General features: G+C 61.0%; 13 protein-coding genes. 10 read left to right on the top strand and 3 right to left on the bottom strand.

Annotation, left to right across the window (positions count from 1 at the left end):
• The first annotated feature begins 22 nt into the window (after positions 1-22).
• The 10 genes from ACQZ45_RS22700 to ACQZ45_RS22655 all read left to right on the top strand — a co-directional run bounded on the left by ACQZ45_RS22700 (position 23) and on the right by ACQZ45_RS22655 (position 12,435).
• On the top strand, positions 23-1,198 hold the full coding sequence (locus tag ACQZ45_RS22700) for an isochorismate synthase (protein WP_013762277.1): 1,176 nt from the start codon (positions 23-25) through the stop codon (positions 1,196-1,198).
• Positions 1,199-1,216: 18 nt separating this feature from the next.
• Positions 1,217-2,836 (top strand): (2,3-dihydroxybenzoyl)adenylate synthase, encoded by a 1,620-nt coding sequence (locus ACQZ45_RS22695; RefSeq protein ID WP_035200135.1) that lies wholly within the window; start codon positions 1,217-1,219, stop codon positions 2,834-2,836.
• A 73-nt stretch (positions 2,837-2,909) separates the two neighbouring features.
• The gene (locus tag ACQZ45_RS22690; protein WP_013762275.1) at positions 2,910-3,779 is read left to right on the top strand and encodes an isochorismatase; all 870 of its coding nucleotides are present in this window, start codon (positions 2,910-2,912) and stop codon (positions 3,777-3,779) included.
• Between the two features lie 13 nt (positions 3,780-3,792).
• The gene (dhbA, locus tag ACQZ45_RS22685; RefSeq protein WP_035200133.1) at positions 3,793-4,548 is read left to right on the top strand and encodes a 2,3-dihydro-2,3-dihydroxybenzoate dehydrogenase; all 756 of its coding nucleotides are present in this window, start codon (positions 3,793-3,795) and stop codon (positions 4,546-4,548) included.
• A 30-nt stretch (positions 4,549-4,578) separates the two neighbouring features.
• Positions 4,579-5,292, top strand: coding sequence for a 4'-phosphopantetheinyl transferase family protein (locus tag ACQZ45_RS22680; RefSeq protein WP_013762273.1), 714 nt, complete (start codon positions 4,579-4,581; stop codon positions 5,290-5,292).
• Positions 5,293-5,421: 129 nt separating this feature from the next.
• Positions 5,422-7,335 carry a PhoX family protein gene (locus ACQZ45_RS22675; protein ID WP_013762272.1) on the top strand — a complete coding sequence of 638 codons (1,914 nt, stop codon included), beginning with the start codon at positions 5,422-5,424 and terminating at the stop codon, positions 7,333-7,335.
• Between the two features lie 163 nt (positions 7,336-7,498).
• Positions 7,499-7,894, top strand: a complete 396-nt coding sequence (locus tag ACQZ45_RS22670; RefSeq protein WP_003518141.1) for a (R)-mandelonitrile lyase — start codon at positions 7,499-7,501, stop codon at positions 7,892-7,894.
• A gap of 218 nt (positions 7,895-8,112) precedes the next feature.
• Positions 8,113-9,744, top strand: a complete 1,632-nt coding sequence (locus ACQZ45_RS22665) for a SulP family inorganic anion transporter (RefSeq protein WP_448742564.1) — start codon at positions 8,113-8,115, stop codon at positions 9,742-9,744.
• Complete coding sequence (locus ACQZ45_RS22660; RefSeq protein WP_115064536.1) at positions 9,728-10,345, top strand: ParB-like protein; 618 nt, start codon at positions 9,728-9,730, stop codon at positions 10,343-10,345. Before ACQZ45_RS22665 ends, ACQZ45_RS22660 begins: the two co-directional genes overlap by 17 nt.
• Positions 10,342-12,435 carry a mechanosensitive ion channel domain-containing protein gene (locus ACQZ45_RS22655; RefSeq protein WP_448742563.1) on the top strand — a complete coding sequence of 698 codons (2,094 nt, stop codon included), beginning with the start codon at positions 10,342-10,344 and terminating at the stop codon, positions 12,433-12,435. The genes ACQZ45_RS22660 and ACQZ45_RS22655 overlap by 4 nt, the downstream gene beginning before the upstream one ends.
• 24 nt (positions 12,436-12,459) lie before the next feature.
• Here ACQZ45_RS22655 and purU read toward each other — a convergent pair whose 3' ends face one another.
• The 3 genes from purU to soxG form a co-directional block, all read right to left on the bottom strand.
• Complete coding sequence (gene purU / locus ACQZ45_RS22650; RefSeq protein WP_448742562.1) at positions 12,460-13,344, bottom strand: formyltetrahydrofolate deformylase; 885 nt, start codon at positions 13,342-13,344, stop codon at positions 12,460-12,462.
• A 90-nt stretch (positions 13,345-13,434) separates the two neighbouring features.
• A complete protein-coding gene (gene glyA, locus ACQZ45_RS22645) occupies positions 13,435-14,703 on the bottom strand; it encodes a serine hydroxymethyltransferase (RefSeq protein ID WP_448742561.1) in 1,269 nt (422 codons plus the stop codon).
• Between the two features lie 17 nt (positions 14,704-14,720).
• Positions 14,721-15,275 carry a sarcosine oxidase subunit gamma family protein gene (gene soxG, locus ACQZ45_RS22640; RefSeq protein WP_065687423.1) on the bottom strand — a complete coding sequence of 185 codons (555 nt, stop codon included), beginning with the start codon at positions 15,273-15,275 and terminating at the stop codon, positions 14,721-14,723.
• Between the last annotated feature and the right edge of the window lie 11 nt (positions 15,276-15,286).

Below are 15,286 nucleotides of genomic sequence, written 5' to 3'. Positions count from 1 at the left end.
CCACTCGCACAGGAGGCATCCCATGAAAACGGGAGCACTCAGGACGAATGACGTCGATTCCGACGAAATTACTGATTTTGATAGAGAATTTCTGTTCACTTCTGGCTCGGGCGAACTGCGTGCCAGAGGCATTAGCGAAAGGATAACGATTCCTGCCCATGGCGCCGAAGACGCGGGAAGCCCTTTGCAGAAGGCGATAAAGGCCGCTTTTGAGAGGGCGCGCAGGGCCGGACAGGACAATCCCATCGCCATTGGCGCCATCCCCTTCGACGTCAACGAGCCATCCTGCCTATATATCCCCAACAACCATGAGTGGAATCCAAAGGGTGCCGCTTCGATCTCGACTGATTCGGCCATGCCAGCGCTTGTCGGCCAAAACAGCCTGCCCGATGAAAATGGTTTCAAGCGCGCCGTCGAGCATGCCATCGTCAATTTCCGCCATTCCGATGTCCGCAAGGCAGTGCTTTCGGTCATGCGCGAACTGACCTTCGCATCCGAGGTCAATGTCGAAAGATTGCTGGCCAGCCTCGCCAAACAGAACCGCGAGGGTTACCAGTTCCGCATTCCGCTGCCCGATGGCGGCGATCTGATCGGCGTGAGCCCCGAACTCCTCATCCGCAAGCAGGGTGAAAAAGTCATCTCGAACCCGCTCGCGGGCTCAGCAAAACGCATGGCTGACCCGGTGGCGGACAAGGCCAATGCAGACCGGCTTTCGGCTTCGGAAAAAGACCATTACGAGCATAGCCTCGTGATCGAGGATATACGCTCGCTGCTTACGCCTTGCTGCACTGAAATCGACGTTCCCGAAAAGCCCTCCCTCATCAACACGGCCGCTCTCTGGCATCTTTCGACGCGCATCGAGGGTCGCCTTGCTGATCCCGAGACCAATGCGCTGCAACTCGCGTGCCTGCTGCATCCCACACCTGCTGTTTGCGGTTTCCCCACCGAGCGTGCCCGCAGGCTTATTCGCTTCGTCGAGCCTTTCGAGCGTGGGCTGTTCACCGGCATGGTCGGCTGGACGGATGCCGAGGGTAACGGCGAGTGGGTGGTGACAATCCGTTGCGGCACCGTGCAACGGCAAACCGTGCGGCTGTTCGCAGGCGCCGGCATCGTTGAAGCCTCGGAACCCGAATCCGAATGGGCCGAGGTGCAGACCAAGCTCAAGACCATGCTGAACGCCTGCGGTCTTTCTGCCTAATTTTCCCAGGGACACACCATGACAATCGAATTTGAACGCTGGCCCGAAGATCTGGCGCGCCGATACCGCGACCGCGGCTACTGGATCGACAGACCGCTCAGCGACATCCTCACCCAGCAGGTGGAACTTCGGCCGGACGCGACCGCGCTGATCGGCGGCGACCGCCGCTTCACCTATGCCGATCTCGACCGGCAATCTTCCAATCTTGCCGGGCATCTGGCTGCCGCCGGGATCGGCAGGGGCGATACGGCACTGGTGCAATTACCAAATATCGCGGAGTTCTATCTCGTCTTTTTCGCTCTGATGAAAATCGGCGCTGCACCCGTCAATGCGCTTTTCAGCCATCGTCGGCTGGAAATGACCTCCTATGCGGAACAGATTGCGCCAAAGCTGGTGATCGGCTCGCGTTCCCACGAGCTTTTTGCCAATGACACGTTTCTGGAGGCGCTGAAGCTCACCTCTCCGCGGCTTGCCGTGACGCTGCTGCTTGGTGAGACGGAACCGCAGCGCAGCCTCGAACAATGGCTCTCATCACCCGCCGAAAATGCGCCGCATTACGGCCCTTCGGCAGCCGATGAGGTAGCATTGTTCCAGCTTTCCGGCGGCAGCACCGGAACGCCGAAACTGATCCCCCGCACGCATAACGACTATGACTACAGCGCCCGGGCCAGTGCGGAAATCTGCGAGCTGACGCCGCAGACCCGTTTCCTCTGCGCCATTCCGGTGGCGCATAATTACCCCATGAGTTCGCCGGGTGCGCTTGGCGTGTTCCACGCTGGCGGCACCGTGGTAATGGCGGCCAATCCCGAGCCGCTTGCCTGCTTCGACCTCATCGAAAAACATGGCATCGACATTGTGCCTCTGGTGCCGCCGGCCGTGGCCCTGTGGTTACAGGTGGCGCCCGCCCATCGCGAACGGCTGAAATCCCTCAAGCTGCTGCAGGTCGGCGGCGCAAGCTTTGCTGAAGCTTTAGCGCGTCAGGTGCCGCAGGTGCTGGGTTGCGCCCTCCAGCAGGTCTTCGGCATGGCGGAAGGTCTGGTGAACTATACCCGCGCCGGTGATCCCGACCATATTGTCTTCACCACGCAAGGGCGGCCGATCAGCCCGGATGACGAGATCCGCATCGTTGACGAGGACGGCAACGACGTTCCAGAAGGCGAAGCCGGCATGCTGGCGACGCGCGGCCCCTATACGTTTCGCGGATATTACCGCGCCGCCGAGCACAGCGCGCGCGTCTTCGACAACCAGGGTTTTTATTATTCCGGCGATGTCGTTCAGCGTACGCCCGAAGGTTACCTGCGGGTGGTTGGCCGGGTGAAAGACCAGATCAATCGCGGCGGCGAGAAAGTCGCATCGGAAGAGGTGGAAAACCTGATCCTGCGGCATCCGGATGTGACGCATGCCGCACTGGTGGCGATGCAGGACGAACTCCTCGGTGAAAAAAGCTGCGTCTTCGTCGTTTCCCGCAATCCCGCTCTCAAGGCACCGACCATCCGCCAGCATCTCTCTGGTCTGGGTGTTGCGGATTACAAGCTGCCGGATCGGGTGCGTTTCATCGACACCATGCCGCTTACTGCCGTCGGCAAGATCGACAAGAAACGTCTGCGCGACATGCTCGCAGCGCCAATCCCGGCGTAACGGAGCGTGCACGCCTCAACCATTTGAAAATTGCGTGTCGCCCATGCCGATGCGCCAAACTATCGAGGTCAATATGACGATCCCCACCATTTCCGATTATCCGATGCCGGTCGCAGCAAGCTTTCCGGCCAACAAGACCAAATGGCAGCCGGACGCCAAGCGCGCCGTGCTGCTCATCCACGACATGCAGCGTTATTTCCTGCGGTTCTACGAGGCCGACGGCAGGTTGATGACAACCCTCATCGACAATCTTGCAAAGGTAAAGGCATGGGCGGTTCAGAACGGCGTGCCGGTCATCTACACCGCCCAGCCGCACGATCAGCCTGCCGCCGACCGCGCGCTTCTGAACGACATGTGGGGACCGGGCCTGACCGTGGTCGACCCGGAGTTGCAGAAGGTCGTGGACAAGCTTGCGCCGACGCCCGACGATGTGGTGCTGACCAAATGGCGCTACAGCGCCTTCCAGCGTTCAGACCTTGCCGAGCGTATGAAGGGGTGGGGCCGCGACCAGATCATCATCGGCGGCGTCTATGCCCATATCGGCTGCATGATGACGGCTGTTGAAGCCTTCATGAAGGATATTCAGCCCTTCATGCTGGGTGATGCCGTCGCCGATTTTTCCGAAGCCGAACACCGCATGGCGCTGCAATATGTGGCAACACGCTGCGGCGTGGTGATCGACACTGAAAGCCTTGCCGGCGCGGGAGAGACCACCGATATCAGCGAATGGCTGAAGGCCCGCGTCCTGCAAATGGTGGAGGACGAGAGCGACATCGACCCGGATGAGAACCTGATCTTCTATGGGCTGGATTCGCTGCAGGTGATGAAGCTTGCCGGCGAACTGAAGGAACGCGGCGTCATCGTGGGCTTCGAAGAGCTTGCCCGCGTACCGACGCTTTCTGCCTGGTGGGCGCTGATCGAAGAAAAGCGGCTCGCGGCCTGAGCGGACGGACAAGATGATGCAGAACAGATTTAACGGGCGGCGCGTGCTGGTGACGGGTGCCGCGCAGGGCATCGGCCGCCGCATCGCCGAGCGTTTCACCGAGGAAGGGGCCGAGGTCATCGGCCTTGACCTCATTGCCGATGCAACCGATGCAACCTTCCGCCAGATCACGCTCGACATCACAGACGCGGCGGCAGTGGAGGCGGCGAGCAAGGCGATCGAGAAGGAATGGGGCGGGCTGGACATTCTCGTCAACGCCGCCGGCATCCTCCGGCTCGGCGACAGCGAAAGCCTGACGCCGCAGGACTGGAACGCCTGCATGGATGTCAATGCTGCGGGGCCGTTCTACATGCTGCGGCAATGGAGCGGCGTCTTCAAGCGGCAGCGGCGGGGGGCAATCGTCAACATCGCCTCCAACGCCGCCGTTGTACCGCGCATCGGCATGCTCGCCTATTGTGCCTCCAAGGCCGCACTCGTCAGCCTCAGCCATTGTGCAGCACTTGAACTCGCGCCCTATGGCGTGCGCTGCAATGTGGTGTCACCCGGCTCCACCGATACGCCGATGCTGGCCGGCATGCTGAACGATCCCAGCGGCAAACAGCGACTGGTCGCCGGTCTTCCCGAGCAGTTCAAGCTCGGCATTCCGCTGGGCAAGATCGCGCGGCCGGACGACATCGCCGACACGGTGCTGTTCCTCGCCTCCGATCAGGCAGGCCATGTGACGATGCAGCAGATCGTGGTCGATGGCGGCGCCACGCTTGCCGCCTGAGCATCGGTCCGCGTGATGAGGATGACAGATATGGCCAACGCGCCGGCGTTTCACGGCGAAGCTGTTTCCGGCGATCCACCCGAGGCCATCTGGCATTGGCCGGACGACAGATGCGATTGTCATTGCGTCACCCTTCATTACAGCGCCGAAGAAGGGCGCGGCGGCAAGGTCCCTCCCTTGCCGCCGCAGCTTTTGCGCGCTGCGCCCAGACGCAAGGCGGAATTTATCGCCGGGCGCAGATGTGCTGCCGAAGCCATACGCCGTCTAACCGGCCGCGCCGCCTTTCCCGGCATGGGAGAGGATCGCGCCCCTATCTGGCCCGAAGGCGTGGTCGGCGCGATTTCCCACAGCCACGAGCGGGCAATTGCGCTTGCCGGCTCTTCCGAGCGGTTCTGCGGCATTGGCATCGATATCGAAAGGCTTCTGAGCGAGGAGGAAGCTCGCGATATTGCCCCGCAGGTACTGACCGCAAACGAACGCCTCAGTCTTGGAAACGACATCGATCCCTTCATGACCGGGCTGATCTTTTCGGCCAAGGAAAGCCTGTTCAAAGCGCTTTATCCGACCGTCAGACGTTCGTTCTTTTTCGAGGCGGCGGAGTTATCCGGCTATGAAGAGTGCGGTTCAGCATCCCTTCGGCTGACGACCGACATCAGCGGCGAGTGGCGCAAGGGAACGGACATTCCTTTCCACTTCTGCCGCTTCGAAGGCTTTTTGCTCACCCGTATCCTTCTCCCGCATTAAGGGAAAAATACAGAATCCTTTCCTGTGAAGATCATATTTAAAGTCGTTATTTCCGTCATTTGTGTGAAACACTGAAACGGTACGCACCGTGTTGGAATGATTCCAAACATGCAACGGTGGAGATACGATATGACCGACATCGATACGAGCAAGCTTTCCTGGGATGCGTGGGACGAGCTGCAAAACCCGCCGCCGGCCGAAACCGATTTCGACCGCGTGGTCGAGACCGCGATTTCCCGCCGCGGCTTTCTCGGTGGCGTGCTTGCCTTCGGTTCGGCCGCAGCAGCCATGGGCACGCTCGGCAACCTGATGACCAGCACCTCGGCGGAAGCGCAGGAAGCGGCAGCCGGCCGTTTCCCCTTCAAGCCGGTGGCTGCCGCGACCGACCACACCATTCACGTGCCGGAAGGCTACAGCTGGAAGCCGGTCGCCAAGTGGGGCCAGCCGCTGTTCTCCAACGTGCCCGACCTCGACCCTGCCAAGGGTGTCAGCGTTGAAAACTCCGACAAGGTCTTCGGCGAAAATACTGACGGCATGGAACTGTTCATGGTCGGCAATCACCAGCTGATCGCCGTCAACCATGAATATGTAAACCCCGAAACCAACCTGCCGCATGCCGAAAAGGGCAACCCGAAAACGGCCGACGACGTCAAGATCCTGCAGAACATGCAGGGCGTCACCGTCATGGAAGTTGCGGAAGGCACCGGAGGCTGGGAAATCGTTCTCGACAGCCCGTTCAACCGCCGTATTCACCACAACACCCCGATGAAGCTTTCCGGCCCGGCCGCAGGCTCGGACCTCGTCAAGACCGCCGCAGATCCGAAGGGTGTCGACTGTCTGGGGACCTTCAACAATTGCGGCGCCGGCCGCACGCCCTGGGGCACCTACCTCACCTGCGAGGAAAACTTCAACGGCTATTTCGGCACCACTGATGCCACCTTCAAGCTGCCGGATGACTACAAGCGCTACGGTATCGTCGCCGAGACCCGTTACGCCTATGAGAAGTTCGATGCGCGTTTCGATGTCGCCAAGAACCCCAACGAGCCGCGCCGCGCCGGTTACGTGGTTGAGATCGATCCTTCGGACGCCTCCTCCACCCCGATAAAGCGCACCGCCCTTGGCCGCATCAAGCACGAAAACGCCGCTGTGGTGATCGCGCGTGACGGCCGCGTGGTGGTTTACATGGGCGATGACGAGCGTGGCGAATTCCTCTACAAATTCGTCTCCAACGGCATTTACGTGCCCGGTGGCGACACCTCGAAACTGCTAGACGAAGGCACTCTCTACGTCGCCAAGTTCTCGGACGACGGCGCTGGTGAATGGCTGGCTCTCACGCCTGAGACGACAGGCATGAAGATCGATGAAATCTGCGTCTTCACGCGTCAGGCCGCTTCCAAGGTGGGCGCGACAACGATGGACCGCCCGGAATGGGTCGCCATCAACCCGGTCGCCATCGAAGCCTATTGCGCCCTTACCAACAACAGCCGTCGCGGCGAAATGAAAGACGGCAAGTTGCGCGCCAATGCTGGCGGCGACGCCATGGCGATCAATGCTGCCAACCCGCGCGAAAAGAACGAATACGGCCAGATCGTGCGCTGGTACCCGGAAAACGACGATCACGCGGACGGCAGATTCAAATGGGACCTGTTCTGCATGGCCGGCAACCCCACCGTTCACAAGGATGCCTATGCCGGCTCTTCGAACATCAACGAAGGCAACATGTTTAACTCGCCCGATGGCATGATGTTCGATTCGACCGGTCTCCTCTGGATCCAGACCGACGGAGAGGACAGCAACGAGGGCAACTTCGCCGGCCAGGGCAATAACCAGATGCTGGCAGGCGATCCGGCCACCGGCCGTATCGAGCGTTTCCTGACCGCGCCGAAGGGTTCCGAAGTTACCGGCCAGACATGGTCCGGCGACAAGCGTACCCACTTCGTCGGCATCCAGCACCCCGACGCCCCCTTCCCGGATGGCGAAGGCAAGCTGCCGCGCTCCACCGTTATCGCCATCAAGCGTGACGACAACGCGCAGATCGGCTGACGCTTTGGCTTAGGCGGAACCGGGTCTCGGCATAGCGGAGATCCGGTTCCTGTCACCCGTGACCAAGGGTCGATGCGGCCTGACTGAATTTTCACTCGCCAGTGGACAAGAGAGGCATTACCGCTTCAAATCCCCCCACACGATACCAGTCAGGAGAATGACCATGGAAATATTGCGCGCGGGAACACGGGCCTCAACCAAAGGCCCCGAGGCATGGTTTACCGGCACGGTCCGTATCGATCCTCTGTTCAACCCGTTCGATGCAGAGCGGGTTCAGGGCGCTCAGGTCACCTTCGAACCAGGCGCGCGAACCGCATGGCACACGCACCCGCTCGGACAGACCCTGATCGTGGTTTCAGGGTTTGGAAGGGTGCAGCGCGAGGGTGGCCCCGTGGAAGAAATCCGCCCCGGCGATACCGTGTGGTTCGCACCGGGCGAAAGGCACTGGCACGGGGCGGCACCCGATGTCGCCATGACGCATATCGCGCTTCAGGAAGTGAAAGACGGCAAGGTCGTGGACTGGATGGAGCACGTCACGGACGATCAGTATGGTGGCTGAAGCGGCCTGGCCGAAATGGCGCTCGTCCTGCTTGCCGGACGATCTCCAGCGTTAAGCAACATCCGGAAGAGCCGAAATATTTCGGGGGCGCTATTTAAACTTTGACTCGTATGCGCATTGGGTGAACCTTCATCGCGTCGCGGGAACATGTGGAGAATCGTGATCTTAACCGGTGGAATTGTCCTTGCCCTTATCACCGCCCATGCGGTTGCAATTCCATGCCCATGACACTCAACCGGCGCGATGTGGTGGCGGGGTTGTCGATTGCCGGCCTGATGTTACCGGAAGCGATCGCCTATTCGGGGATTGCCGGCGTTCCGGCCCAGCACGCCATCCTTGCCGCCATCATGGGCTGCATCGTCTATGCCATTTTTGGCCAGAGCCGTTTTGCGGTCGTCTCGCCCACATCCTCCTCCGCCGCAATCCTGGCGGCAATGCTTGCGACGCTCTCGGTCACACCAGCGCAAAAGATGCTGCTCGTTGCCATTACGGTCGCTCTGGTGGGCCTGCTGTTTCTGCTTGCGGCTGCCACGCGGCTCGGCGCCCTGTCGAGTGTCATCTCGCGCCCCGTGCTGCGCGGTTTTGCCTTCGGCCTCGCCATTCTGATCACCATAAAGCAATTGCCGAGCCTCTTCGGGATAAAGGCGCAGTCGGGCGAGCCGCTTTCCATTCTCCTGCAAATCCTCTCCCGCCCGCAGGACTGGAGCCTTGAAAGCATCGCCGTCGGCGTTGTGGCACTCGCCGTGCTGCTTCTCCTGCGCAGGCGCCCCGCCATTCCCGGCAGCCTCGTCGTCATCGTGGCAGGAATTGCCATCTCGATCCTGCTCAACCTTCAAAGTCGGGGCGTCGCCGTCGTCGGCCAGATCGATCTTGCCGGCATATGGGCCGGCCCGTTTTCGGTGTCGCTCGACGATGTCGCGCATGTTGCCCGCTTCGCGCCGCCACTCGTCCTCATCCTATTTGCGGAATCATGGGGCACCATCCGAAGCTTTTCGCTTCGCCATGGCGAAATTGTCGATTCCAATCGCGAACTCAGAGCATTCGGGCTTGCCAATGTCGCCAGCGCCGCCATGCAGGGCATGCCGGTTGGTGCGGGTTTTTCCGCAGGCGCAGCAAGCGAGGCGGTTGGGCCGCAAAGCCGGCTTGCCTCTGCCATCGCCGCAATCGGCCTGGCGGTCCTCAGCCTGCTCGCCGCCAGCTGGTTCGCTTTCATCCCGGAAGCAGTCCTTGCCGCCGTGATCGCCGTGGCGCTGCTGCATGCGCTCGACCCCGCGCCGATCATCCGTTTATGGCGGCTCGGCAACGACGCCTATCTGGCACTTGCCGCTGCAGCCGGCGTACTTGCCTTCGGTGTGCTGAACGGCATGCTTGTCGCCGTCTCCCTTTCCTTTGCCGTCTTCGTTCGCCGGCTTTCCCTACCGCATGTCATGCATCTTGGCCGGCTGGGCGATAGCCATGACTTTGTCGACATGGAACGCCACCCGGATGCGAAGGATGTGTCAGGCATGATTATTCTCCGGCCCGCACAGCCGCTTTTCTTCGGCAATGCGGAACCGATCCTTGCCGCCGTTACCAAATACATCGTTGCGCGGCCGGAACTGCACATCGCAATTGTCAGCCTTGAGGAAACATTCGAACTGGATTCCACCGCGCTTGATGCGTTGCTGGAGTTCGATGCAGCGATGCAGCGCAGCAGCATCGTGGTCTATTATGCGCGCATGCACGACCATGTGAAGGATCTGCTGCTTGTCGGCGGCGGATCCGACATGGTGGCACGCAGCAATTTCAGTGTCGATGATGCCGTGACGGCGGCCATGCATCGGAAGGACAGCCGTGCCACACAATCTTGAACCGCATCTGACCCCGGTTGAAATCACCTCACTCAAACCAACGCAGATGACAGTCGGTCTGCGCGAGGTGGAGGACAAGCGCCGGCAATGGGCCGCCATCCGTGAGGAAAAGGGAGCCGACTTCCTCGGACACCACATGGTGCCCGTCGTCCTTGGTCACAAACAACGTCTTTATCTGGTGGACCACCACCACCTCGCTTTGGCTTTGCATGAGGAAGGCGTGAAACATGTCCTGACCAGTATCGTAGCCGATCTTTCCCATCTCGCCCGCCAGGAATTCTGGTCGGTGATGGACCATCGCAACTTCGTCTATCCTTTCGACGTGGATGGCGTGCGCCATCCCATCGAAAACCTTCCCAAACGGATCGTCGATCTCAAGGACGATCCCTTCCGCGCGCTGGCCGGCGCGGTTCGCGACGCTGGCGGTTTTGCCAAAATAGACGCTCCCTTCAGTGAATTCCTCTGGGCGGATTTCCTGCGCCGCCGGGTGGGTGGCAAGAAGCTGCGACATTCCTTCGAGGACGCTGTGGAGGAAGCGATGCAACTGGCACGCTCGCGCGATGCGCGGCATCTGCCTGGATGGTGTGGAGCGGACCGATGACCACCCTTCCCTCCCTTTTCCGATTGATGGCGGCTGCCATCGCAGTTTTCGTCCTGGGCGCGGCGAGCCTAGCTGCGCAGGAACTGCCGCCGCCAGCGAGACCGGCCCCTACGGAACAGACGACAGAGCAGAAAGTCGACCAGTTGCTACAGCTTCTGGGACAGGACGATGTTCGTGCCCTTCTCACACAGAAGCTTGCGGCCGCCGGGACAGAGCAGCCGCCAGAACTGACGCCGCAGAGCCAGTTGAGCGATCTCGACCAATGGGCAAGCAAGCGGCGCGAACACTTAGGCCGCCTCGCAAGGGACCTACCCGGCATGTCCACGCAGATCATCGCGGCGCTGGGAAGGCTTTGCGACGAGATCAGCAACTACGGTACAGCCGTCTTTTTGCTGCATGTATCCATCCTGTTCGGTGCGGGCCTTGCCGGCGGCATTGCCACGAACCGGATCATAGCGATGCAGGCCTCCCGCAGGAACGGCGCGAATATCGGCAAGGAGGCCTCGTCTGTCGTATCGCGGAGGCTTTTGCCCGTCTTCGGCTACGGCATTGCTGCCACCGCCATGTTCCTTGCCATCCAGTGGTCACCTTTGCTGAGCGCCGTTCTCCTGCCCTGGCTTGCAACCAGCATCGTGTTGCCGCTGCTTTTTGCCTTCACGGGCCTGCTGCGGCGGGTCGTTGGCCGCGAGGCCAATGCCCGGCGCGATTTCTGGATCGTCCGCTGGACATGGCTCCTGACCCTTGCCGGCGTCTTCTGGGCATTACTCCGGACGCTCGAGAATCTCGATGTCCCGCGTGACACGCTTGGGCTTCTGTCCTCCGCCATGGTCAGCCTGCTGTTCCTGCTCGCATGCATCTGGATCTGGCGTCGTCCGGTCGGCGATCCCGGCTCGGAGCGGGCTAGGTCAATCGATGTCGCGCTGATCTTTGGCCTCATCATCCTCTTCGGGTTGCGGCTCGCCGGCGCCGGGGTCCTGTTCTGGATCGGGCTTTATGCGCTGGTTCTGCCCGGCCTTGCCTCGACGCTTGGCATCGCGGCGCGAAAGCTGGCAACCGACATCGGCACCTATGGGGAAAGTGATCTTCGCCCGGTACTGGTCGAGCGAGGGGTGCGGCTTGCAATCGTCGGGACTGCCATCCTGTGGCTGATCTTCCTCGTGCGCGCGCATCCGAATTCCCTGCCCGATGGCGCATTGCTGACGTCGATCGTCGTCGGCGTCTTGCACGGGGCGCTGATCCTGCTTCTTGCCGATCTCGTCTGGATCGCGATCAAGTCGATGATCGCACGGCGGCTGGAGTTGAGTACACCCGCCGGCAACCCGATGAGCGGCCAAACGGGCGGGGGCCAGCCGCAAGATGACCGGCTTTTGACCATTCTGCCGATCCTTCGCAACATGCTCGGCATCATCATCGCCGCGGTTGCGGTCATGACGGCACTTTCGGAACTCGGCGTCAATATCGGGCCGCTGCTGGCGAGCGCCGGCATCTTCGGCATCGCCATCGGTTTCGGTTCGCAGACGCTGGTCAAGGATATCATCAGCGGCGTGTTCTACATGATCGACGACGCCTTCCGCGTCGGCGAATACATCCAGAGCGGTTCCTATCGCGGCACGGTTGAATCCTTCAGCATCCGCTCGGTCAAACTGCGGCACCATCGCGGCCCGATTTTCACCGTGCCGTTCGGATCGCTCGGCGCCGTCGAAAATATGAGCCGCGACTGGTCGATCGACAAATTCCTCGTCACGGTCGCCTTCGATACTGACATTGCCAAGGTCCGGGCCATTACCAAGGAGATCGGCAAGGCGCTGAAGGAAGACCCGGAATTCGGACCGTTCCTGATCGAAACCGTCAAGCTGAAGGGCGTGGAGCAATTCGGCGAATATGGGATGACGCTTGGTTTCGGCATGATGCTGCGCGCCGGCGGGCAATCCTCCATGGTGCGCCGCAAGGCCTATTCGATGCTGAAGGATGCCTTTGCGCAAAACGACATCCAGTTCGCCAGCATGGCGGGCGCCTATCCCACATCTACACGAAGCGCGCGACCACAGGAGCCCGAAGCAAGCGACGGGACGGGGACGGTGGAAGAATAGGCCTCCGGCAACCGCGCCCCAACCTTAGCCCATTCGTTCGGACATATATTCACCCGGCGAAGCGGGAAACACCACGGTCTTGTTGCCGTTGAGGAAGACACGGTGATGGATATGGGCATGAATGGCGCGTGCCAGAACCTGGCTTTCCACGTCTCTCCCGAGGCTCACATAATCCATCCCGCTCTGGGCATGGGTGACACGGATCGTGTCCTGTTCGATGATCGGGCCTTCATCGAGATCAGCGGTGACGTAATGGGCCGTCGCGCCGATCAGTCGCACGCCGCGCTCATAGGCCTGCTTGTAAGGGTTTGCGCCTTTGAAGGACGGCAGGAAGGAGTGGTGGATGTTGATGATGCGGCCAGACATTTCCTGGCACAGCCGTTCCGACAGAACCTGCAAGTAGCGCGCCAGCACGACGAGTTCCGCGCCTGCATCGCGCACCACCTGCAGTATGGCCGCCTCGGCTTCCGGTTTCGTCTCCGGCGTGACGCGAATGTGGTGAAAGGGAATATCCTCGTTCACTACCTGCTTCTGGTATTCGAGGTGATTGGAAATGACAGCGACAATCTCCACAGGCAATGCACCAATGTGGGAACGATAGAGTAGATCGTTCAGGCAATGGCCGAAGCGTGAAACCATGATCACGACTTTCGTTTTCCGCGAGAGATCATGGATATCGTATTCCATGTCGAAATCGGCGGCGACGGAAGCGAACCCTGCGACGAGAGCAGCGGGTTCCATCCCTTCCTCCGAAACGAAGCTCAGCCGCATGAAAAAGCGGCCCGTTTCCAGGTCGGTGAATTGCGAACTGTCGTTGATGTTGCAGCCTGACCGCGCGAGATATCCGGACACGGCGGCAACGATGCCGCTTCGTGCCGGGCACGAGACTTTCATGACATAGCTGGTCAAATCCTGCTCCCCTTGATGGATCAGCGATCGGGCACATTGGCGGTGATGCCGCCCTGCCCGATCATGGCTAACGAGACCGATAATAGCGTGTTACGCGCCGTAGATCGGGAAGTCCTCACACAGCGCTGCAACCTCGGCCCGCACGTTCGCCTCAATCTCAGCATTGCCTTCGGCGCTGACAGCCAGCGCGTCGATGACGCGCAGGATCAGCACGCCGATCCGCTCGAATTCGGCCACGCCGAAACCGCGCGTGGTGCCGGCCGAACTGCCGAGCCGGATGCCCGAGGTGACGAAGGGCTTTTCCGGGTCGTTGGGAATGGAGTTCTTGTTGCAGGTGAGGCCTGCCCGCTCAAGAGCGATTTCGGCAACCTTACCGGTAACGCCCTTCGGACGCAGATCGACCAGAACCATGTGGCTGTCGGTTCCACCAGAAACGATCCCCAGACCGCCTTCCGTCAGCACTCGCGCCAGAGCCTGTGCATTGGCGATGACCTGACCGGCGTAGTCGGCAAAGTCCGGTCGCAGCGCCTCGCCGAAGGCCACGGCCTTGGCGGCGATGACATGCATCAGCGGGCCGCCCTGATTGCCGGGGAAGACGGCCGAATTCAGCTTCTTCGCCAGATCGGCATCGTTGGTCAAAATCACGCCGCCGCGAGGGCCGCGCAGGGTCTTGTGGGTGGTGGAGGTGACGACATGGGCGTGCGGCACCGGGTTTGGATATTTGCCGCCGGCGATCAGGCCGGCATAATGGGCCATGTCGACCATCAGCCATGCGCCAACCTCGTCGGCGATCTTGCGGAAGCCTTCGAAATCGATCTGGCGCGGATAGGCCGAGGCGCCTGCGACGATCAGCTTCGGCCTGGTTTCCAGTGCCTTTGCCCGAACCTTTTCCATATCGATCAGATGCGTCTCGGCATCCACCTCATAGGAGACGACATCGAACCACTTGCCCGACATGGTGACCGGCGAACCGTGGGTCAGGTGGCCGCCATGGGCCAGCGAAAGCCCCATGATCCGGTCGCCCGGCTGAAGAAGTGCCAGAAACACCGCCTGATTGGCCTGCGCGCCGGAATGCGGCTGAACGTTCGCGAACTCCGCGCCGAAAAGTTGCTTCAGCCGGTCGATGGCGACCTGCTCGACCTTGTCGACGAATTCGCAGCCGCCATAGTAGCGTTTGCCGGGATAACCTTCGGCATATTTGTTGGTCAGCACCGAGCCTTGCGCCGCCAGAACGTCGGCGGACACGATGTTTTCCGAAGCGATCAGTTCGATCTGGGTTTTCTGGCGATCGAGTTCCTCGGCGATGGCGTCGGCGATCACCGTATCCGAAACGGCATTATGGGACAGACGGTTGAGCATTGTTTCCTCCTCAAGGATCAGGCGATTTCGGCGGCAAGTTCCTTGCAACCGGTTTCAAGCAAATGGCCGAGATGCGGCGCGAAACTGTTCCAGATATCCATACGGAAACCATCCGGCGCATCGCGCCACAGCACCACGGTCACGCCATCGAAAATCGTTCTGCGGGCCTCGCCAACCGGAATGGTGTCGATGTCGCGGGCGCAGCCGAGTGTCAAAAGCTCGGCGGCGAGCGGCCCCTTGATCGCGAGCGTCACTTCCCTTCCGGAAATATCGACGAGACTATGCGGATGGCCGGCATAAACGCCAGCGCAGGCCGCGATCACCCCGTCGACCGCGCCAACAGGAGCAAGGATCGTCCATTCGTCGGGGCCAAGGCGCACGGCCTCGATTTCGCCTGCAGCAGTGCGAGCGCCGATCCGGTCGGGCAAGGTCAGGCCAAGGGCTGTATTGAGCGGTACCAGATCGCCGCGCGCACGCAGCGACAGCCGCCCTTGCGCGGCCAATATGCTGACCCGGGCTGCTTTGCTCTCGGCCAGCGTGCCGGGAACGGGGGAGGAAACGCGCATGTTCATTGTCATCTCCG

It is taken from the genome of Agrobacterium sp. 16-2014-1-2a (assembly GCF_053522705.1).
The sequence above is the reverse complement of the archived record's forward strand: the minus strand, read 5'-3'. Positions and strand labels throughout refer to the sequence as shown.

Excerpts from the sequence above, each read along its gene's own strand:
- ACQZ45_RS22655 (WP_448742563.1), top strand. The coding sequence starts at position 10,342 with ATGACCACCCTTCCCTCCCTTTTCCGATTGATGGCGGCTGCCATCGCA.
- ACQZ45_RS22690 (WP_013762275.1), top strand. The coding sequence starts at position 2,910 with ATGACGATCCCCACCATTTCCGATTATCCGATGCCGGTCGCAGCAAGC.
- ACQZ45_RS22675 (WP_013762272.1), top strand. The coding sequence starts at position 5,422 with ATGACCGACATCGATACGAGCAAGCTTTCCTGGGATGCGTGGGACGAG.
- glyA (WP_448742561.1), bottom strand. The coding sequence starts at position 14,703 with ATGCTCAACCGTCTGTCCCATAATGCCGTTTCGGATACGGTGATCGCC.
- ACQZ45_RS22680 (WP_013762273.1), top strand. The coding sequence starts at position 4,579 with ATGGCCAACGCGCCGGCGTTTCACGGCGAAGCTGTTTCCGGCGATCCA.
- ACQZ45_RS22700 (WP_013762277.1), top strand. The coding sequence starts at position 23 with ATGAAAACGGGAGCACTCAGGACGAATGACGTCGATTCCGACGAAATT.
- dhbA (WP_035200133.1), top strand. The coding sequence starts at position 3,793 with ATGATGCAGAACAGATTTAACGGGCGGCGCGTGCTGGTGACGGGTGCC.
- ACQZ45_RS22670 (WP_003518141.1), top strand. The coding sequence starts at position 7,499 with ATGGAAATATTGCGCGCGGGAACACGGGCCTCAACCAAAGGCCCCGAG.
- soxG (WP_065687423.1), bottom strand. The coding sequence starts at position 15,275 with ATGAACATGCGCGTTTCCTCCCCCGTTCCCGGCACGCTGGCCGAGAGC.
- ACQZ45_RS22665 (WP_448742564.1), top strand. The coding sequence starts at position 8,113 with ATGCCCATGACACTCAACCGGCGCGATGTGGTGGCGGGGTTGTCGATT.
- ACQZ45_RS22695 (WP_035200135.1), top strand. The coding sequence starts at position 1,217 with ATGACAATCGAATTTGAACGCTGGCCCGAAGATCTGGCGCGCCGATAC.